Source organism: Microbulbifer variabilis, from assembly GCF_023716485.1.
Lineage (GTDB): Bacteria > Pseudomonadota > Gammaproteobacteria > Pseudomonadales > Cellvibrionaceae > Microbulbifer > Microbulbifer variabilis_B.
Map to the genome: position 1 here is coordinate 2,135,274 of NZ_CP092418.1, position 19,820 is coordinate 2,155,093.

16 protein-coding genes and 1 pseudogene are annotated in these 19,820 nt (G+C 45.6%); 11 read left to right on the plus strand and 6 right to left on the minus strand.

The window, feature by feature from the left end; translation table 11 throughout:
- From MJO52_RS09580 to MJO52_RS09590, 3 genes are all read left to right on the plus strand, one after another.
- A complete protein-coding gene (locus MJO52_RS09580) occupies positions 1–969 on the plus strand; it encodes an SDR family oxidoreductase (protein WP_252085714.1) in 969 nt (322 codons plus the stop codon).
- Position 970: 1 nt separating this feature from the next.
- Positions 971–1,798, plus strand: coding sequence for an SDR family NAD(P)-dependent oxidoreductase (locus MJO52_RS09585; RefSeq protein ID WP_252085715.1), 828 nt, complete (start codon positions 971–973; stop codon positions 1,796–1,798).
- 330 nt (positions 1,799–2,128) lie between these two features.
- Complete coding sequence (locus tag MJO52_RS09590) at positions 2,129–2,338, plus strand: cold-shock protein (protein WP_020412807.1); 210 nt, start codon at positions 2,129–2,131, stop codon at positions 2,336–2,338.
- Positions 2,339–2,431: 93 nt separating this feature from the next.
- On the opposite strand, the gene MJO52_RS09595 is transcribed toward MJO52_RS09590, so the two are convergent.
- Complete coding sequence (locus MJO52_RS09595) at positions 2,432–3,307, minus strand: LysR family transcriptional regulator (RefSeq protein WP_252085716.1); 876 nt, start codon at positions 3,305–3,307, stop codon at positions 2,432–2,434.
- A gap of 121 nt (positions 3,308–3,428) precedes the next feature.
- On the opposite strand from MJO52_RS09595, the gene MJO52_RS09600 reads away from it, so the two are divergent.
- Complete coding sequence (locus MJO52_RS09600) at positions 3,429–4,202, plus strand: FMN-dependent NADH-azoreductase (protein ID WP_252085717.1); 774 nt, start codon at positions 3,429–3,431, stop codon at positions 4,200–4,202.
- Here MJO52_RS09600 and MJO52_RS21425 read toward each other — a convergent pair.
- The 3 genes and pseudogenes from MJO52_RS21425 to MJO52_RS09610 all read right to left on the minus strand — a co-directional run bounded on the left by MJO52_RS21425 (position 4,129) and on the right by MJO52_RS09610 (position 7,213).
- Positions 4,129–4,284 carry an LPD1 domain-containing protein gene (locus MJO52_RS21425; protein WP_353505487.1) on the minus strand — a complete coding sequence of 52 codons (156 nt, stop codon included), beginning with the start codon at positions 4,282–4,284 and terminating at the stop codon, positions 4,129–4,131. The genes MJO52_RS09600 and MJO52_RS21425 overlap by 74 nt on opposite strands.
- Before the next feature lie 59 nt (positions 4,285–4,343).
- Positions 4,344–4,970, minus strand: a complete 627-nt coding sequence (locus MJO52_RS09605) for an anaerobic ribonucleoside-triphosphate reductase activating protein (RefSeq protein ID WP_252085718.1) — start codon at positions 4,968–4,970, stop codon at positions 4,344–4,346.
- A gap of 2 nt (positions 4,971–4,972) precedes the next feature.
- Positions 4,973–7,213: pseudogene (locus MJO52_RS09610) on the minus strand (ribonucleoside triphosphate reductase).
- Positions 7,214–7,784: 571 nt separating this feature from the next.
- On the opposite strand from MJO52_RS09610, the gene MJO52_RS09615 reads away from it, so the two are divergent.
- The 5 genes from MJO52_RS09615 (at position 7,785) to MJO52_RS09635 (ending at position 13,544) form a co-directional block, all read left to right on the plus strand.
- Positions 7,785–8,540, plus strand: a complete 756-nt coding sequence (locus MJO52_RS09615) for a tyrosine-type recombinase/integrase (protein ID WP_252085719.1) — start codon at positions 7,785–7,787, stop codon at positions 8,538–8,540.
- 290 nt (positions 8,541–8,830) lie between these two features.
- Entirely contained in the window at positions 8,831–9,472 is a 642-nt protein-coding gene (locus tag MJO52_RS09620) for a Fic family protein (protein WP_252085720.1), read from the plus strand.
- A gap of 477 nt (positions 9,473–9,949) precedes the next feature.
- On the plus strand, positions 9,950–11,203 hold the full coding sequence (locus tag MJO52_RS09625; protein ID WP_252085721.1) for a hypothetical protein: 1,254 nt from the start codon (positions 9,950–9,952) through the stop codon (positions 11,201–11,203).
- A 702-nt stretch (positions 11,204–11,905) separates the two neighbouring features.
- Positions 11,906–13,216, plus strand: a complete 1,311-nt coding sequence (locus MJO52_RS09630) for a thaumatin family protein (protein ID WP_252085722.1) — start codon at positions 11,906–11,908, stop codon at positions 13,214–13,216.
- A complete protein-coding gene (locus MJO52_RS09635; protein WP_252085723.1) occupies positions 13,197–13,544 on the plus strand; it encodes a hypothetical protein in 348 nt (115 codons plus the stop codon). Before MJO52_RS09630 ends, MJO52_RS09635 begins: the two co-directional genes overlap by 20 nt.
- Before the next feature lie 232 nt (positions 13,545–13,776).
- Here MJO52_RS09635 and MJO52_RS09640 read toward each other — a convergent pair whose 3' ends face one another.
- Together MJO52_RS09640 and MJO52_RS09645 are read right to left on the minus strand one after the other, a co-directional pair.
- Positions 13,777–14,676: an ABC transporter six-transmembrane domain-containing protein gene (locus MJO52_RS09640; RefSeq protein WP_252085724.1), complete on the minus strand. Its 900-nt coding sequence runs from the start codon at positions 14,674–14,676 to the stop codon at positions 13,777–13,779.
- A gap of 19 nt (positions 14,677–14,695) precedes the next feature.
- Positions 14,696–15,262 carry a TetR/AcrR family transcriptional regulator gene (locus MJO52_RS09645; RefSeq protein WP_252085725.1) on the minus strand — a complete coding sequence of 189 codons (567 nt, stop codon included), beginning with the start codon at positions 15,260–15,262 and terminating at the stop codon, positions 14,696–14,698.
- Positions 15,263–15,366: 104 nt separating this feature from the next.
- On the opposite strand from MJO52_RS09645, the gene MJO52_RS09650 reads away from it, so the two are divergent.
- Positions 15,367–16,479, plus strand: a complete 1,113-nt coding sequence (locus MJO52_RS09650; RefSeq protein ID WP_252085726.1) for an efflux RND transporter periplasmic adaptor subunit — start codon at positions 15,367–15,369, stop codon at positions 16,477–16,479.
- Positions 16,480–16,488: 9 nt separating this feature from the next.
- On the plus strand, positions 16,489–19,608 hold the full coding sequence (locus tag MJO52_RS09655; protein ID WP_252085727.1) for an efflux RND transporter permease subunit: 3,120 nt from the start codon (positions 16,489–16,491) through the stop codon (positions 19,606–19,608).
- Positions 19,609–19,820 lie beyond the last annotated feature (212 nt).

Sequence of the window (19,820 nt, forward strand, 5' to 3'; positions counted from 1 at the left end):
ATGAACAAACGGGTTTTGATTACTGGGGCGGCGGGATATATCGGTCATCAGCTCGGGGAGCAATTGAGGAAGACTTTCCCTGTGATCGGGGTGGATATTCGAACTAGAACCGCAAGTTTTCCCGTTCTGGCGCGGGATATTTGTGATAAAGACCTTGGCCAGTTTATTCAGGCGGAATCTATAACCCATGTGATTCATCTAGCGTCGGTGATGGCAGCGGGCCGTGATCATGCTGCTGAATACCGTATAGATGTGGAAGGCACAAGGAATGTATTAGAGGCCTGTCTCTACGCTGGGGTTGAACATATCACTGTGACAAGTAGCGGCGCCGCCTATGGTTATTATCCGGATAATCCGCCCAAACTCGAAGAGCATCACCCTTTGAGGGGGAACCCTGAATTTGGCTACTCCAATAACAAGCGTAAAGTAGAGGAGTTGCTGGCTGAATACCGTGAGCGGTATCCGTATCTCAAACAGCTGGTTTTTCGCGTGTCTTCTGTGTTGGGTGCAAAGACCAATAACAAAATCAGCGCACTTTTTAGCCGAAAAGTACTTCTGGATCCCGGTGGGCACAATTCCCCCTTTGTTTTTATCTGGGACCAGGATGTGATCCGCGCACTTACGTTTGGTGTGAGTACTGGGGCTAGTGGCATATTCAATCTAACCGGTGATGGCAGTCTTAGCCCCAGGGAAATAGCTCAGACTCTGTCTAAGCCACTGGTAAGGCCACCAGTCTGGCTGATAAAAGCGGTTCTCTGGCTGGGTTACAGCCTCTACTTAACAGATACCCACCCAGACCATGTAGCCTTTTTGCAATACAGACCGGTATTGAATAACCGCCGCTTGAAAGAAGAGTTGGGCTTTATTCCGGAGAAGACTTCCAGAGAAGTCTTCCGCCTGTTTGCAGAAAAATCTCTCGGCATTGTAGCGCTCTCCAGTAAATCGCCCTTGCTTGTGGAGGACAGTTGAAATGGACAAAAATCAGCCGGAAAATTTACAGAAGACTTTTGTGATTACAGGGGCTGCCGAAGGCTTGGGTTGGGCAATTACCCTGTGCCTTGCAAAAAAATATAGAGCTGAATTTGTTCTGGTCGATATTTCAACCGAAAAACTTCGCCAAAGAGAGGCCCAGCTTAGGGCTCTCGATGTTCGGGTCAGAATATATACCGTTGATCTATCAAATTATTTGGCCGTAGAGGAGCTGGTTGAATCCTTACGGAATGAGTACTCGAGAGTTGATCTGTTGGTAAACAATGCCGGCATTACGCATCGAAGTCTCTCTTCACAAACGTCCAGCACGGTTATTCGCAAGGTGATGGTGGTGAATTACCATGCACCGGTAGAGCTTACTCAAGGCTTGTTTGCGGGGCTAAAAGCGGCCTCTGGCTGTGTGGTAAATATCAGTTCAATGGCTGGATGGATGCCGGTATTGGGGCGCGCGGGCTATTGTGCAGCCAAGAGTGCATTGCACCAGTATTTTGAGGTGTTCCGTGAGGAAGTGCGGAACGATGGAGTTAGTGTATTAATGGTTTACCCAAGTTTCCTGGCTACAGCGATTGAGCAAAACGCTCTAGCTGGAGATGGTGGGCAGGCCAGGCACCAAAGGAGCACCGTGGGAGCGGTGCGTAGCCCTGAGTGGATGGCCAATCAGATTTTGACGTCACTGGAAAAGGGCAGGGAGCGTTGGTTTCCAAAAGATATAAGCCTGATTGGAGCCTACTTGTACAGGCTGGCCCCGACGACCTTTCTCAAACAGTTAAGAAGGCGCTTTCGTATGGAGCTAGGTACCACTCCCTAAGGTACCACTCCCTAAGGTACAACTCCCTAGTGGGAGCACTCTAGGACGCTGAGTGAACTATAGCTTAGGAGGAAAATCTTTAAAGTAGGCCATTTATAATACAGCTATTGAGTTATCTGCTTCATTCCTTCCCTTAATTTCTATTTTTATAGACAAGAGTTAGCTTTAGGTGCTACTATCCTGATAGCTGGTATAAACGCCCAGTTTTTATTTTAGTTCAACTCGTAGTTTTAGTCATAATCCTTCGTTCTGTCTCTTTTAAATTCTCAGTTTTTGCCCGCTCGACCAACAGGTCAACTATGATCAATTTATTTTCTCAGGATATTTATTATGTCTAACACAACGACTGGTACTGTTAAGTGGTTTGATGAAGCCAAGGGTTTTGGTTTTATTGCACAAAAATCCGGCCCCGATGTTTTTGCACACTTCAGCAATATTGCCAGCAGTGGCTTTAAAACATTGCAGGAAGGGCAAGCTGTAGAATTTACAGTGACCCAGGGTGCCAAGGGCCCTCAGGCAGAAAATATTATTTGCCTTTAATTTTTAAGTCTTATTGCTTTTTAGTGATGGCTTGTTTATCGCCCTTTCGAGTTTTGCTCGTAAGGGCGATATCGTATAAATTGTATATATAGTTTATTCTATTTCTTCGAGTAGCCAATCAAGAAACACACTAACCTGCTTGTTATTTATATTACGGCCTGGGATTACTGCGTAATATGAAAGCCCTTCAGCCTTTTGCTTTATAGCTGTGCTTTTATACGGCAACAACCATCTGTTCTGTAAGGCATTCTGAATCAGCAGGGAACTGACTAAAGCAATCCCCTGGCTAGCCAATGCGGCTTGTATGACATGATACTCCTGATCATATTGACGAATGGTAAGGTTTTTATTGAAGTCGCCAAGTAAGGATTTCCAACTGAATGGGGTTAAAGATTGGTTGATCCATTTGGTTTCTAATAGCTGCGCCTGCTCGAGGTCGGTTATGTTTGCTAAGTAGTTCCGCGTAGCATACATACCCACTGATTCAGTAATAAGCCTTGTACTATTTTTGGCTTTTGGATCAAATTCACCGTAGCGAATAGCTACATCAATGTGTCGGTCGCGCTCAATATCATCTATCTGTTCACCGGTCGAAATGGATATCTCGATACCAGGATGCTTCTGATAAAAGCGCTCCAGGTGGGGAACCAGCCACAGAGCCGCAAAAGATGAAGTTGTACTGACAGCAATCACACGATTTGAGTTAGCGATTTCACCTATTGCTGCGGCAAGTTGCTGAAAGGCTCGTGAAGTTGTTTCTGCGAGTAGCCTTCCTTCTTCTGTTAATTGTATTGCGCGGGTTTTACGCTCAAACAGCTGACTGTCTAGCGTTTCTTCCAGGCTTTTTATCTGATGGGATACTGCTGTAGGGGTAATAAAGAGTTCCTCTGCAGCTTTCTTAAAGCTACCGAGCCTCGCAGCCGCATCAAAAACCTTTAAGGAATTGAGGGAGGGTAGGTTTGGATACATGGACTACTCTTCCTTATAGATGAAATTAATTCATCTATAAGGAAAAATATCTCATTTGTCAAGAATGCTTGTAGGCTGCACTATCGCTGGACCAAATGATGAATTTTTCGAGGTCTAGTAGATGAAAACCCTTCTTCATATTGAAGCCAGCGCCCAGATTTTTGGGGCTATTCAGGTGCCGGAGGAGTATAGGGACATACCAAAACACTCCTCTATCTCCAAGGCCGTTGCCGCAAGTTTTGTGAAGCGTTGGCTTGGGCTAAGACCAAGAGATAAACTCATCTATAGGGATGTTGGCCAGACCCCGCCAGGATTCATTACCCAGGATTGGATTGCCTCTGTATTCACTCCAGAAGATCAGCGTAGTGAAGAGCAAAAATCCCTAGTTGCATTATCGGATACTTTGATTAATGAGCTTGACCAGGCGGATGTCATAGTAATGTCTTCCCCAATGTACAACTACGGTATGCCGGCGGCTTTAAAAGCTTGGTTCGATCAGGTGATACGTATTAATAAGACCTTCACCTTTGACTTGGCCCGTGGAGACTATCCGCTTGAGCCCATTATGTCGGGAAAGATGCTGGTGCTAATTACTTCTGCTGGAGAATTTGGCTTTGCAGAGGGAGGAATACGCGAGAACATGAATCACTTGGGTCCTCATATCAGGACACTGAGCCATTACCTGGGGGTCGATCAAGTATATGAAATCAATGCGGAATTCCAGGAGTTTGCGGATCAACGGCATCGAAATTCGGTAAACCAGGCTTTATTGCAAAGTCAGTCATTGGCCGAAGAGCTTGCGACTAAACTCAAAAGCCAACTTACTCACTCTCATTCAACACAGCCCAAAGCGCTCGCCCTAAGAAAGCAAGGTATTGCTCAAATGCAAGATTGAACTGCTGGCGCTGGTGTCCTATCGGGTAGAGGCCAAGCTTGGCCTCTTTACTGGCCTTTGAGCCCGCCACCAGAAGAGTCATAAAAAGAAGATGTCCATGGCCGACCACCGATTCTATTTCGTCCCCCAAATTTTTTAGCTCTATGAAATAAACCTCAGAGTTTGGTCGATCGCTTGCTCGGTATTACAACGCTGCACCTCTAAATGATGAACACCGCATTTGCGAAGCTTTTCCTGAATTTGAGCTAGCTCCTCATCACTGGTGAGGAGAGGATGTCTGGTAAGGCGTACTTGCAGAGATGTTCCAGCCTCGACGAGTAGTTCTACACATTGCCAGGGTGCTGTACCGCTACCATCTACCCCGGTAATGGCAGGGTAATTTTCCGGTAACGCTTTTATATCCAGCCCAACCCAGTCCAAACTGGGGATCAAGCGACTCAGTTTCCGAGGGTAGATCCCGGCAGTATGTAAACCTATCCTAAACCCCAGGCTTCGGGCTTGGGCAATGGCGGCTTCCAGTGCCCCCTGGGCAGTTGGCTCTCCGCCAGAAAATACCACCGCATCCAGCAGTCCTTGCCGGCTGGCGAGAAACTCCAATATCTGGTCCCAGTCGTAAGCACTGGGCGCGCGGGCCGGCAACAGATCACCATTATGGCAATAGCGGCAACGCCATGGGCATCCCTGGCAAAAGACCACTGCGGCCAATTCACCAGGGAAGTCGATAGCGGTAAATGGTGTAAAACCGCCAATGCGCAGCTTTTCAGCCATGGTTATTTGTCACTACCAGCAACAAAAAAGCGGCGCTCCCTGTGTTCCGATTGTTTGCCTGGATTCCAGAAGGAAACTGGGCGGTGATAGCCCATCACCCGGCTCCAGACTTCACAGCGGGTGCGGTCTTCATTTTTGAGTGGTGAGGTTGGTTTATTCATGATGTCTCTCTTTGGTGGTTGGTTTTAATCGCTGCAGCAAGATTGCTCACGAGCGAGCAGGGCCTCATCGCAGCGGGGACAGAATTCGTGTTCGCCGCTCAGGTAGCCGTGTACTGGGCATATAGAAAAGCTGGGAGTTACTGTGATATAGGGCAGCCGATAATTTTTCAGGGCGCGCTGTAATAAGCGGCGGCAGCTATCGGCATCTGGCAGTTGTTCACCCAGGTATAGGTGCAGCACAGTGCCGCCCGTATAACGGGATTGTAGGGATTCCTGCCGGGCCAACGCTTCGAAAGGGTCATCGGTAAAGCCGACTGGCAGCTGGGATGAGTTCGTATAATAAGGTGCTTCCGTGCTGCCAGCCTGAATAATATCTTCAAAGCGCTTTTGGTCTTCGCGGGCAAAACGGTAAGTAGTTCCCTCAGCCGGTGTGGCTTCGAGATTATACAGGTGGCCAGTTTGTTCCTGGAGCTCTGTCATTCGCAAACGAATATGGTCGAGCAACTGCTCGGCAAGTTTTTTACCGGTATCTGTGACGATACTTTCACGGTCTTCACTAAAGTTTCGCAGCATTTCATTAATGCCATTAACGCCAATGGTGGAGAAGTGGTTACGCAGAGTGCCAAGATATCGATGCGTGTAGGGAAACAGGCCGGCGTCCATATGCCGCTGAATCACTTTACGTTTCACTTCCAGAGAATCCCGTGCAAGTAGCAGTAGTTTATCTAACTGTGCGAGGAGGAGATCCCAGTTTCCTTTATACAAATAGCCCAGGCGTGCACAGTTGATCGTTACTACACCGAGAGAGCCGGTCTGTTCCGCGGAGCCAAATAATCCATTGCCACGTTTAAGCAGCTCTCGAAGGTCCAGTTGTAGGCGACAGCACATGGAGCGCACCATGTTTGGACTGAGGTCTGAGTTAATAAAGTTTTGGAAGTAGGGCAGTCCATAGCGGGCAGTCATGGCAAATAGCCGCTCCGCATTTTCGCTCTCCCAGGGAAAGTCCTCACTGATATTGTAAGTTGGAATTGGGAAAGTGAAGACCCTGCCGCGCGCGTCCCCTTTACCCATCACCTCAATATAGGCGCGGTTAATCAGGTCCATTTCCACCTGCAGGTCACCATAAGTGAATGGCATTTCTTTGCCGGCAATCACCGGCACCTGGTCTCGCAAGTCTTGAGGACAAACCCAGTCGAAAGTGAGGTTGGTAAAGGGAGTCTGGGTGCCCCAGCGGGATGGCACGTTCAGGTTAAAAATCAGCTCTTGCATGCACTGGCGCACACTGGCGTAATCCAGCTGATCCCTGCGTACAAAGGGTGCGAGATAAGTATCGAAGGAGCTAAATGCCTGGGCTCCAGCCCATTCGTTTTGCAATGTGCCAAGAAAGTTAACGATCTGTCCAACTGCACTGGTCAAGTGGGCGGGCGGTGCCGACTCCACTTTGCCGGGAACCCCATTCAACCCCTCGTGCAGCAGGGTGCGAAGTGACCAGCCTGCGCAATAGCCGGCCAACATATCCAAGTCATGGATGTGTAAATCACCATCCCGGTGGGCTGCACCAATCTCCGGGGAATAGACATGATTTAGCCAGTAATTGGCAATCATTTTACCGGCACTATTTAAAATCAGGCCGCCGAGAGAGTAGCCCTGGTTTGCATTGGCAGCGACACGCCAGTCCGCCTGCTCCAGATATTCTTCAATGGAAGCCCCAACATCTACCAGTGTTTGGCGATCATTGCGTATGCGCGCATGTCGCTCCCGATAGGCGATGTAGGCCCGTGCTGTATCTATGTAATCGCAATTGATTAATATTTGCTCGGCGATATTTTGGATTTCCTCAATATCGACTGGTGTCACAGCATCAAAGCGATGATTAATCACTTTCAGGATGCCCTGGGTTAGCCAATCAACTTCACCCTCACCAAATTCACCAGTAGCCTGCCCGGCCCGCACAAGTGCCGAAGTAATACGTTGAGGATCAAAAGCCACAGCGCGACCATCCCGCTTTCGTACCAGTAAGCTGCTCGGGTCTTGAACAGGAGATGTGGCTCTGTCAATTTCAGGGGTAGAGGTACTGGTCATGGGCTTTCCTTCACAGATTGTGCGGGAAGCTTATAAAAGAGCAAGGTAGAAGCACTTGATCTGGATCACTATATATAGTGCGTACTGCTAACTTGTGGCACATTATGTGGTGTCAAGTAGCTGGGGTGTCTAGCTAAAAAATATTAAGGAAGTGGCAATTTGAAAATGGGGAAAGATGTGAAGACCACGAACGGAGGTGTAGCTAGCACGTTTCATTTACTACCTGGAATTGTCGCTTCTGCAAGCCCGGCAATGGCCGGAACCTTTGTAGCACCAAAAGCCGAGGTGAGCTTAATAGCTAAAGCTTGACTCATCGGAGCTTAGTGGCTGCCAAGTTTGTACCGACAAAGGGTGGAATGCTTACTAAATCTATACCTGGCTCCCAGCTGATAATTTTAAAAACAACTGCACTGACACGTGTCAGTCCCCCGATTTTTTCGCTAGAGTTGCCCGCTTGCAAACATTCCCATCAAGGCCCGGTTTTGCTAGCTTTGAGCTAATCAGATGGCGCATTAACAACCATTGTCACAGGTACGAGATATGATGTATTTGTGATAATCAGGGGAAACCTATGGCTAGAACTAGACCTGTGAATAGGTTGGAGTCAGTCACTGTGCCTGGCTCAGGACAGGCTGAGATCGTGGAGCAGCCAAAGCAGTTGGCTCATATCCTGTGGGCAGCTTCGCGGGGCGATACAGGGAAGCGGAATGTAGCTCTGATTTGGATGTTATTTGGTAGCGGACTAAGGATCAATGAAGTCGCACAGCTAAAAATTGGGGATATATACCACTCAACAGGTGAGCTAAAGCAGGCTTTTAGGCTGCCTGGAACATATACCAAGACAGGGAAGCCTCGAACGGTATACCTTTTAGTTCCACAGCAGAGAGCTTCACTAGAGGATCTTCGGGCACAGCGCATAGAGGATCGTGTAATGCTCAGTGAAGATGGGACTTTTGGTGGGCTAGCACCAGATAGTCCGGTATTTCTATCTCTGAAAGGTAAACAGTGGCGCAAGCTATCTTTCAATTTCAAGAAATATCCTGATGCCGATGGAAATATAAAAACAACTCTGGTGTGTGGTTCATTCGAGAACCTTGCGCGTGACATTATAAAGCAAGCCGGAATTCATGGTGGTTCTAGCCATAGTGGGCGGCGTAGTCTTGCGAGCTGGATGGACCGTAAGGGATTTGACCTTCAATTGATTCAAGATATTTTGGGTCATTCTACAGCAGATATGACCTTAATTTATATCGACCCTTGGGAAAAACGTATCAAGGAAGTATTTAAGAATTCTTGTTTAGGGTTGAAATTGCCTGATTTTCATTAAGCAGGGCGGTGAAAAGACGGCAAGGTAAGTTCCCTCCTTTTCCCTGACGAAACTGATTAATATTTTGTTTTTTTACGCCAATAAGGTTGGCCAATTCAACATCGGTAGTGAGATCTAAACGATCTTTCATTTGATCAATAATTTCGTCAGGGGTGAGAATTTTCTTCAAAATAGGTAAATAATATATTGACTGATGGGGTGGTACATAATATATTTACTCTCAATAGGACGCAAGGGTTGATTGTCCAGTGACCATAAGGACTGAGGAAGCAAAACTAATGGATTTTTATATGAATAAGAAACTACTTTTTCAGTGCAAGCATTATATGACGCAGTTTGTGTTTGATACTGCCGCACTGGAAGATTCACCTTTCACATTGCCAGAGGTCCAAACGCTGTTAGATGGGATTACAGTTGGTGGGCATACCCTGAGCGAGCAGAACCTGGTGCTAAACCAGAAGGCCAGCTGGGAGAAGCTATTTGGACTGATCGAGGCCGAACGCTTCGCAGTAACAAAAGAGGTAGCGTGCAGTCTTCAAGACCTGGTTGCCAAAGAAGAGGCCCTGGATTGGGGCTGCTTTAGAACTGGCAATGTACGAATCTCTGGTACTGAATACACCCCTCCAAAGGCAGAAACCCTGGATGCCAAGTGGAACGAAATGATCGGCAAACTGGGGACGATTCAGGACACTAAGGTACGGGCTTGCTCCCTATTTTTGCAGATGGCTCGCAATCAGTTCTTCTGGGATGGGAATAAGCGCACTGGCCGGCTGATGATGAATGGTGCCCTGCTGTCCGAAGGTATTTCCCCTATTTTGGTGCCTGCAAAAGCAAAGCTTGAATTCAATACCAAAATGATCCGGTTTTATGATAACGGTAATGAGTCTGAGATGATCGATTTTCTGGCAAAGTATCACGTTGACTTTGGATAACAGCAACTCATTTTGAAAGGAAGCAAAATGCCTGAATCAATTCAATACGGCCTCCAAGAGAATGGACTAAAAGCGTTAGTTGCATCAGGTCGTATTATAGAGTTTGAACTTGAGGTAGTTAAACCGAAGAAGGCTGCCAAATCACGGTGCTTTCACCTATGGATAGCAGATGCCTCTGATCCATGTAAGCCACGCTATCTTCTAATGCTGACTGGGCGCCCTGGAGCCAAAGTTTTCCGAAGTGCTGATCGAGTAGTTGAATATGTTGAGAAAATAAAACCTGGTAGTGGCAAGTTAATGGTGACTCGATTAACTGGATCTACGGAATCTTGATCAAATCAGAGGATATAGGAAGATGAGAAGCTTTGTATTGTAGATGAATTTATTGCAACGATTCTCTATTGGTAACTTCTCGATTTTTGGGCTGTTCGTGTGCAACCACTTGTAGGTAGTTGCACCACTATAAAGGATCATGCCTTGGAAGCGTTAGAAGCAAAAATTGACGAGGACTTTAATGCAAACCCCATACTAGAACTTCCGTTTTGTATGGCATTCAACTTAATGTGTGAAATAACCGCTCTCCATCTAGTCGAAACCGGCACACCAGATTCAGCCTTTCTCACCCCATTTATGTTCATCTTCGAAAAAGACAATTTCGATTTCACACCTATGAGCACGATAGAATGCCGAAATCGATTATTAGAAATTGAACATAGGGATTTCGATATTTTGTTCCAGTGCGCTACTTTGAATCAAGTATTTCCGTTACTTCACGCTGGTGTTTATAAGTTTGAGCGAACAGATAACGAAAGTTCATCTATTTTCTATGCCTCCGAGGAGATAGCTAAGTTTGAGATTCGTGACGAGGTATTGACACACTTGAGTCTGCCTTTTTATAAGAACTCTCAAGGTAACGATTCTGGAGCAAAGCTTGAATTTCATAAAGCTACAAAGCGACGCTTATTTCGGAGCGAACCGCTACAGGTACTGAAGGGAAAAACACTCATCAAACGGCTTTACGAGCTAAACGCTAATTCCTTTAGTGAAGCTTTCATTGTGCCTGATTCCTTCTACTGTGAAATAGGATTCTCGAGCCCTAAAGGTTTTAGAGACACTAGGCGGGCATTTCTGGCTATTTGCGAAGCCTACTTGCTTGCTACTCAATCAGTCTACAGCTACCTCGAGGTAAATCAGCTCATAGGAAGTGCTGCCGAAAAAGATCTATACCATGACCTCGCAATGGTTGTTGCTAAGAAGTCGGAGTTGAGGAGTCTGGTGAACGAATTGACCAAATCAAATGGTCAGGACTTTGAAAAATTCACCGAGTTCTTCTTCAGCGATGCTGATAATCGGGAAAGTATCAGTAAAAGGTTTTTACCTCCATTTTGGAATTTACAAGAGCAGATCTACTTCTCTCCAGGGGCGACAACAACACTACTATCAAGCAGAAATCTCGTGATAAGTATTATGAATAACAAGTCTCTGAGGAGAAAATATAACTTCGATAAGAAGATTTCCAGGGAATTTGAACCGATATTGCTAAATAGAGCTAAGGAACATTTTGAGTCGAACGGATATAATGTTTTCCTTGGGAAGGATATTGGCAGCACCGAAATCGATCTATTAGCATATTGCGAACGGACTAGCGTTGTCTTGTTAGTTCAGGCCAAAGCCACACTCTATCCAGAGGGCGCACGTATGGTAAAGAACCTGGAGAGACGTATAAATTAGGCGATTACTCAACATGAGAAATTTGACACCCTTTCCGAAATAGAAAGAACTCAGTATATAGTAGATTGCTTTCCCCATATAATTGATACCAAAGCTCTTACCTATCAAAAAGGGGTTCTGGTAAATTCCAGCTTTGGATCATATAAAAGTTGGAATAATTTGGAGTCCGCCAGAATTCAAGCACTTAACTGCAATATTTTGAAGAATGTACTTCCCAAATGTGATGGATTAGCGCAGTTGCCTGATCTCGTAGATAAGTACATTGAGCGCGTGACAAAGCTTGCTTCTCCAACGCTAGAGAAAAAGGTTTTTAGGCTCAAAGGTCATACAATAAATCAGGAAAAATGGGACATTGACACTTCAAAACTATATAGATCTGGGCTATACGGGGAATAGAAGCTGGAGAGCATTGGAATATGAATCAGGAGCCGATAATCATCATTGATAGAAAGGCGACTACCGAAGCTCAGGCGATGACAATCCGCTTACGAAGCAAATAGGTAGAGATGTATGGTATTAATAATGGTGTCTTGTAAATCAGATTGGTGAAATAGTGATAGGTTGACTAAGTTCATAATGAACCTGGTAAACTGTGGGGAAAAACGTTTTATCATCGGTTTTAGCCGATGATGGCGGTGCACAGAAATAGCAAATATCTCACATGTCGTTGCGACAGGCTATAAAATTGGAAGGAGACACTATATGAAAAATGTAATAAAACACGTTTCAGCATGGTGCATTTCACTATCGGCGGGCATTGTAGTCCCAAATGTGAGTTTGGCAGGCGCAAAAAATTACTTAATGTGGCAATTACCTACTAATGTTAGCTACCCGGTTTATGTGTATAGTGGAGGCGTACAAATTGATTATCTATATAGTTCTACGCAGCAGGCATTTCTTGGAGAGTATAACGCTAGTTTAAAAGGTACCTATAAGCTCTATTACAAAAATAAAAAAAATGAATGGATAAGCTGTACATTTGCTATGAAAAACGGAAAAGTTAATAGTAAGTCTACAAGCTGTCCTGGAGCGGTTATTAATAATCCTGTGAGTAATTCAAATGTGTATGCAGTTGCCTTTGGTGCACAGGTTTGGCCTGGGAAATCGGCCCCGAGTAAGCCGGCAATAACAAATTATGGTAATCGTAAAATTACCTTTAAGAATCAAACAAAATACCCAAAGATTCAAGTTGGTATGATTTGCACCAAAAAGGTCAACCCAAAGAACAATAATTGTAAAAATACGCAAAATCTGTTTGAGATTGACAAAGGGTCCAGCAAGGTTTTTTCGGTTGATGTTAAATCAGGGGGGGGTTCTAAATTTCTCGCTGGATTAAAGTCATCCGCATTTACTATGACCGCTTACCAAATATGCCCAAACAGTCAATGCGAATGGGTGAATACGGGAGGTTACGGAAATGGTAAAAATCCCTATGCCACAAAAATTGAATATACAAGTTTGTCTGTAAAAATAAACAAAGATAATGAACAAATCCCAAAGGGCGCTACTAATTTTGATGTGTCTGCGGTGGACGGGTATAACATCAGTGTAATAGCTTATCCCGCAGCGCCAGCGTATTGTACCTATACAATACCCCCAGAGAACTCAAATATTCTAGGTGCCGGTTATTATGATTCTAGTAATCCTTTGGGTGTGCTGCGTATCGACGAATCTGTTTGTAAAGCCAGCTCTCAATTACCTACAAAAAATGACGGGAAGCCTTGGGATCTTACTTTGCTATCTAAAAAAAATAACTTTAAAGGCTGTATGAGCCCCTGTACATATGCGAGAATTAAATCTAACAATGAAGTCGATTTGTTTTGCTGTACAGGGGACTACAGTTCGCCGACAAGTTGTGACCAGTCTCCAGGTAAAATTGGGGCGAATAATTCTACGTATGTCAAAAACTTAAAAGCGCCCACGTCTAAACATGTTTATCGCTATGCTTTTGATGATGCCATCGGGGATTTCGCGTGTCCCGCAGAAACAGATTTTGTTATTGTTTTTAAATAGCTGGAAGTTGTCAGACAAAGAGAAAGTACAGGAAGTTCCTGAGGCGTGGTCTGAAATCATCTGGAAAGTAGTCTGCCCAGAGTGTAAGAATGAATTTGTTGCGCCAGAATATAAGTGTATGTCAGGCGCAAAATTTCAAGCAGAGTGCTCATTGTGTTTAAACAAATTCCCAGCTTGGGGGATTCAAGGGCTATTGGAATATGATGTCAATAGTCAATATCTCCCAGCTGGTGGGAAGAGGTGCTGCATAGAATTTTCAGCTACTTTGGATGATAAGTGGCCAGCACTCTACTTGTTGCTAGGTAATAGCGGCGAAGAAGCCCTTTGATATAAGGCGATTGGGGATAGAAAAAATCTATGATTACTTGTCGTCTTAGTGACGTGTCCGTTGTTTATGGGTAGGTTCAATAGCAGAAAGAAAGTGCCGGCAGTCAATTGTGACTGTACTAAGCTTTGAAAGCGACTTTCAAAGTTTAGTTTGATATAGAGCCAGTATTTGGTGAATTCCCCAGCTGTTTTGAACAAGGGGAAGTGCCTTTGACAATAAAAATAATCTTTCCTTATAAGCCAATCCGATTTGAAATTTCCTTCAAACGAATAACCTGCTGAACATAGAGTGGTAACGCAGATACCTTCCCAATAAAGTCGAAGACGTACATTAACAGGGCAACGATCAATCCATAGTTAACCAGGCCCCCATCGATTGCCGCTATGGGAGCGTAAACAAACAAAGCGACTATGCCAGCCCATAATATAAAGTAGGTGCCTGTTTCCAGGTCGCTCAATTCAATATTCCACCGCATAAGACGCCGGAAGTGGGCTTTTGCGTGCTCAACATTTGGCTGTTTAATCGCATCAACCTGATATTCCAGCTCATTATTATAAGATTCATTCAGCTGGTAATTGGTATTCCCGATTACGCAATAGATCAGGGTAATCAGAGCTAGGAGAGCCAGGCAAGCGAGAAAGATATTGAGATTGATGGCGCTAATAATAATGAGTAACCCCACCGTGCCAATAGTAACGGTAATAATTTCCGGTAGGCTGTTTTCAAAAAATTCGACAATTTCAGTTAACAAACTGGAGCGCGCAGTAATAGTCGACACCGACTGCTTCTTTACTTTTTCACGGGCTACCATTTCCGAAGTAACTACTTGATAAATATGTGCGTAGACTCTGGTATCGTAAAATCTTCGGGCGCTTCCTATAAGAATAGAAATGCTACCTAAGGTTGCCAAAAGATAGATGCCATTGTAGGACTGTTCTAATAGACTATTGATAGCCCAGCCGATGGCAAGTGGAAAAAGTAGTTCGAGGAGTGTTTCAATAACGACTAGCGATAGGGTCAAGGATACTCGCCACTTAAATCGGGTAAAAATCGAAAGTAAAGAATATTTGTGCTTGCCTTTTGTATAATCATCATCTGTTGACTTTGAAACAGTGGTAACTGGCTGTGTCATTTAACAACGCTCTCAATGCTTAACGTGCAACGCCATGGCAAAATGTGTGAAACGCTAAATCGGCCAGCGTATCGTCATCTATGGATTCTGAATTTTTTGTTAGCCAGGATGTATAGAGCAGTCCTTCTGTCAGGTTTACCACCCAAGCGGTGGGAAGTTTTTTGGACAAGCTGCCTTCGGACTTGGCGTACTCCACCAAGGTGGCGATTTCATTCTCTTGCTTTTTATAGATGGCGGTGAGCTCTGGGTCATCTTCATCAAAGTCTCCCAACTTCATTAAAAACTCCATTTCGGCCGACAGCGGAAAAATCGCCTTGAACATCAGGTGGAAGGCTTGCAGAGCCGATTCAGCCTCGCTTTCCAAGTGTTCGGTGGCTTTATCAAATGCCTCCAGGCAGTGAATCGCAACCGCCTTAATCAGCTTTTCTCTCGTGTCATAAAGGCGGTAAAGGGTAGTGCGCCCAACTCCGGCCGCCCGGGCAATATCGCTAAAGGATGCCTCCCTATTTTTGCTCAGGAGTTCCATACCCGCCTTCATGATCGCAGTTTGTGACTTCTGAATACGTACATCTAGGTGATCAGCCATGGAGTTATTACCTGAATTTTATGGAACATACTTGTATCATAATGTGCTATTAGTTATGGTTCAAGTGTGTTCCATAAAATGTAAGTTGCCTAGGCATGATGAAAATGGCGGGAATCTGGTTAAAGCGGCGGGCTGCAGGTATTGTTGCCACCAGCTTGCTGGTCTTGGTGGGGCTATGGCTTATGGCTGAGCAGCAGCCTGCAGCCATGGTGGAGAAGCCCAAAGAGTCTGGCCTTACTGTTACTGTCGTGGAGGCAGTACCGACGGATGCTCAGCTTGAAGTCAAAACAACAGGCATAACACAACCCCGCTGGGCGACTGAGGTTATCGCATCAGTGAGCGGGCGTGTCACCCATATTGCTAACCACGCAATGCCGGGCAGTCTCATTAGGAAGGGAGAAACACTGGCGTCGCTACAGGATACTTTTTACCAGGCTGAACTCCGTGCTGCTCAAGCCAGAGTGTCAGAGGCTGAGCTCAACTTGGCCGAAATACTCATGCGTCAATACGTGGCAAAACGCGGGGATAAAGCGAAGTCATCATTTGGCCGACTGGAGCCGCATGTCAAAGCCGCAGAGGCAAATCGAGAAGCGGCGAGGGGAGCTCTCGCATCCTCCCAGCAGAGGCTGGCTGATACACAAATTAAAGCACCTTTTGACTCGGTGGTTATTGCCGATTTAATCAATCCTGGCCAATGGATAAATGAGGGGGGTGTACTCTTTCGAGTAGCAGCCAGTGACTACCTGGATGTCAAAGTTGAGCTTTCCGAGCAGACTTGGCAGCGCTTAAACGGCCTTCAGCAAGGCCCCTACAAAATCACAATAGAGGCGCCTGATGGACAACAATGGCAGGCCTCGGTCCGTTACCTAAGCCCAATTATGGATGCGGACACCCGTCAGCGCAGCCTTATGTTGCAAGTGGCTAACCCCTTTCAGCGCGAGACCCCTTTGCTTGCTGATCAGCAGGTTGATGTAGTGTTTGCAGGCAAAACACAGAGCTATGTTGTCAGTGCACCAGCATCGGTTCTTACAGAAGATGGGAAAGTATGGAGCGTTTCTGAACAATCCCTACTTTTGGAAGAGATAGAGCTACTGGATATGCGGCCGGATTCGGTTCTATTTCGTTACAAGAATCGGCCCCACCAGAATCGTCAGCTTGTTCGCTTTCCTTTGACCAACTTTTTAGAAGGTCAAGCGGTTGCAATGACTATCCACTAAGGCCTGCATATGAAAACACTCACACGTTGGTTTCTAGATAACCCGGTAGCCGCTAACCTCCTCATGGTGTTTATTCTGGTTGCCGGCTTGCTGACCTTTCAAAATTTGCGGGTGGAAAGCTTTCCACAAATTCCCCCCACGGAAGTCGAGATCTCCGTGATCTACCCCGGCGGTACCGCCCGCCAGGTAGATGAGGGCATTACACAGCGTATTGAGGAAGCTATTAGTGGTGTTGCGGGGATAAAGCGTATCACCAGCCAGTCGAGCAAAGGTTACGCTTCATTAGTGGTAAAAAAAAATACTGATGTGAATCTGGACCGTTTGATTGAAGATCTTCGTAATCAAGTTGAAAGTATCGAAGGCTTTCCCGCACTGGCGGAGCGGCCGCGTATTTATCGCAGTGAATATACAAATCTTGCAGCATTCGTCATGGTTTACGGTAGTGACAGTGATGATTCACTGCAGCAGGTATCCTCACGGGTAGAGCGAGCGCTTAAGAAACATCCCGCAATCTCTAAAGTGACCAACCTGGGTAAAAGGAAGCAACTATTGGCTGTAGAGCCAGACCTAAACAAGCTCAGGCGCTACGGCTTATCTCTTGAAAACCTAGCGGAACGTATTCGGCAATGGTCAGTAGAGTATCGTAGTGGTGAATTAAGAACGGCAAATGGCAATATTTTGCTGCAGGGCAGTTCCCTGGCTGACAACCTGGCGGAACTTAAGAATATTCCCATTATCACTACATCTACGTCGCGCGTGAGACTCAGTGATATCGCTACTGTTAAGCGAGACTACGAGCAAACTGACAGTATTGTTCGATATCAAGGGCAACCTGCGGTTGCACTAATGGTGTCCACCAGCCAAAAGGACAATCTGTTTCATATACACGAAGCCACAAAGTCCGTATTGGCATCATTAGAACCAACATTACCTAAAAACATGAAGTTGGATTTAATGGCGGACATGTCTCCCTATATTTCCGAGCAGTTAGATCTGCTTAGTACTAATGCCTTGCAGGGATTATTAATTGTTTTATTGCTGCTGGTGCTTTTTTTGGATACTCGGCTGGCTTTTTGGGTAGCCCTAGGTATCCCCATATCCCTGGCCGGTGCGATAACCTTGATGGGTTTACCTTACTTTAATTACAGTATCAACGATATTACTTTATTCGGTATGATTTTGGTGCTGGGAATATTGGTAGATGATGCCGTTGTGGTCGGTGAAAGTATCCACCAGGCGAGACAAAGTACAACTGATACGAAAGAAGCAGCCTGGCAAGGGGTTGAGGCCGTAGCGGTTCCCACTATTTTTGGTGTGTTGACTACAATCGCAGCTTTTTCACCGATGTTATGGATTGAAAATGAGCTGGCAAAGGTGTTGTCAGGATTCTCTGCTGTGGTGATATTTGCACTGATATTTTCATTAATTGAGAGCAAATTTATATTGCCCGCCCATTTGAGTTATGCAAATGCGCCTATTCAAAATAAAGGGGTAATAAGACGGTGGGTTGAGCACGCCAGAGGGAGATGTAACCGTTTATTAAATCAATTTTCAGATAAAATATATATTCCACTTTTGTCATTGAGTTTAGCAAACCGGAAAGTGAGTATCACTCTGTTTGTTACCTTTTTGCTACTGGCTTATGGCGCTATATTTAAGGGGCATATCGCTTCAGTCTTCTTCCCTGAAATTCCAGGGCGCTATGCCACGGTTAAAGTAACCATGCAGCATGGAGCTGCAAATACTTTAGCGGAACGTAATACCGATCAACTTGAACAGGCCATCAAGCGCACCGCAAATAGATTGCAACAGAAGTATGAACTTCCGGAGTCACCTGTTAGCAAGTATATCGTGTCAAAGGAAGGCACCAAGACCATAGAGTTGACAGCGGAATTAACACATGACGCCCTGGCCAGAGTAGAGAGCAACCGCTTTTTGCAGGAGCTACGGCTGCAAACAGGTGTTTTGGAGGGGAGCTATGCGGTGAAGTTTAGTCTTACGGAAGAACCAGCGGGTGATACAGCGATTGCTGTTTCTGCCAGTAGTCGCGATCTGGCGAAACAAGTGGCTGATCGCCTCAAGGCTTCACTGGCAGAGTTACCCGGTGTGAATGATGTATACGATGATAGCCAATTGGCCAAAAGGCAGCTGAAAATTATGGTCAATGAGCGGGGAGCCAGCCTGGGAATTGATCAAAGTCATCTGGCTTCTGTGATTGGAGGTGCATTCGGCCAGATTGAGATACACAGGCTGTTGGATAACGGGGAAGAGACATTGGTATTGGCTCGCTTACCTCAAATGCAGACTAAAACAATCGAGCAGTTAAAAGCCACTCCCATTAACCTGGGCAACAACAGCTACGTAAGCTTAGGTGAAATAGCGAAGCTGAAGTATGAGCGGGAACCGGAGGTAATTTATCGGCGAGATCGCGATGAAGTGGTCAGCATCTACTGGCGTCAGAATCGTTCTGTCAGTTCACCGGAAAAAAACTGGGAGCGGCTAAAGGAAGAGCTGGTGCTAGAACTGGAGCGCCTTTACCCAGGTGTCCAAATTAAAGCCGTTGGTGAATTTGCCGAAATAGTAGAAGTACAGGCTGGATTTAAGAAGTCCATGTTGCTGACGCTTTTACTTATCTACGTTTTGTTGGCGATACCATTAAAATCCTATTGGCAACCAGTGATTATTATGTCGGTGATTCCAATGGGCTTTGCGGGGGCAATTATTGGACACGGCCTACTGGGCTCCCCAGTAAGCTTATTATCCTTATTTGGAATGATGGCAATGACTGGGGTAGTGATTAACGATTCCCTAGTATTAATGAGCCGATTTAATCAACTCTACACGCAGGGTGTGCCAGTAAAAACAGCGCTACTTCAAGCTGGGAAAAGTCGCGTAAGGGCAATTTTCTTAACTACGGTGACTACTATCTGTGGGTTGCTACCCTTATTAGCCGAAACCAGCGAGCAAGCCCAATATTTAAAGCCAGCGGCTATATCCCTAGTGTTCGGGGAGCTATTTGCTACACCGATTACTCTAATCCTGATCCCTCTGTTGCTTTCTTTTAGGCAGAGCAAAATTGCTTCGAAAAGCGATAGTGCTTCTTATCCTGGGCAAGTCTCGCTTAGGTGATTTAAGCTGTAAGGTTAAGCTGATGAGTTAACGTTTAGGAGCGAGCGCTGGCTAGACGTTCATTTATTTGCTGCTAAAGCCTCCAGTTTTTTGCGGAAGCAGGTGCTCGGCTGTCATCAATAAGCAATTCGGGAGTGCTCATGCTGAATAATATCCCCCATTTTGAATAGAGCTTTATGAGTGTAGAGAGCATCTCTAACGCAATTTGTATA

Excerpts from the sequence above, each read along its gene's own strand:
- MJO52_RS09580 (WP_252085714.1), top strand. The coding sequence starts at position 1 with ATGAACAAACGGGTTTTGATTACTGGGGCGGCGGGATATATCGGTCAT.
- MJO52_RS09585 (WP_252085715.1), top strand. The coding sequence starts at position 971 with ATGGACAAAAATCAGCCGGAAAATTTACAGAAGACTTTTGTGATTACA.
- MJO52_RS09590 (WP_020412807.1), top strand. The coding sequence starts at position 2,129 with ATGTCTAACACAACGACTGGTACTGTTAAGTGGTTTGATGAAGCCAAG.
- MJO52_RS09595 (WP_252085716.1), bottom strand. The coding sequence starts at position 3,307 with ATGTATCCAAACCTACCCTCCCTCAATTCCTTAAAGGTTTTTGATGCG.
- MJO52_RS09600 (WP_252085717.1), top strand. The coding sequence starts at position 3,429 with ATGAAAACCCTTCTTCATATTGAAGCCAGCGCCCAGATTTTTGGGGCT.
- MJO52_RS21425 (WP_353505487.1), bottom strand. The coding sequence starts at position 4,284 with ATGACTCTTCTGGTGGCGGGCTCAAAGGCCAGTAAAGAGGCCAAGCTT.
- MJO52_RS09605 (WP_252085718.1), bottom strand. The coding sequence starts at position 4,970 with ATGGCTGAAAAGCTGCGCATTGGCGGTTTTACACCATTTACCGCTATC.
- MJO52_RS09615 (WP_252085719.1), top strand. The coding sequence starts at position 7,785 with ATGGCTAGAACTAGACCTGTGAATAGGTTGGAGTCAGTCACTGTGCCT.
- MJO52_RS09620 (WP_252085720.1), top strand. The coding sequence starts at position 8,831 with ATGAATAAGAAACTACTTTTTCAGTGCAAGCATTATATGACGCAGTTT.
- MJO52_RS09630 (WP_252085722.1), top strand. The coding sequence starts at position 11,906 with ATGAAAAATGTAATAAAACACGTTTCAGCATGGTGCATTTCACTATCG.
- MJO52_RS09640 (WP_252085724.1), bottom strand. The coding sequence starts at position 14,676 with ATGACACAGCCAGTTACCACTGTTTCAAAGTCAACAGATGATGATTAT.
- MJO52_RS09645 (WP_252085725.1), bottom strand. The coding sequence starts at position 15,262 with ATGGCTGATCACCTAGATGTACGTATTCAGAAGTCACAAACTGCGATC.
- MJO52_RS09650 (WP_252085726.1), top strand. The coding sequence starts at position 15,367 with ATGGCGGGAATCTGGTTAAAGCGGCGGGCTGCAGGTATTGTTGCCACC.
- MJO52_RS09655 (WP_252085727.1), top strand. The coding sequence starts at position 16,489 with ATGAAAACACTCACACGTTGGTTTCTAGATAACCCGGTAGCCGCTAAC.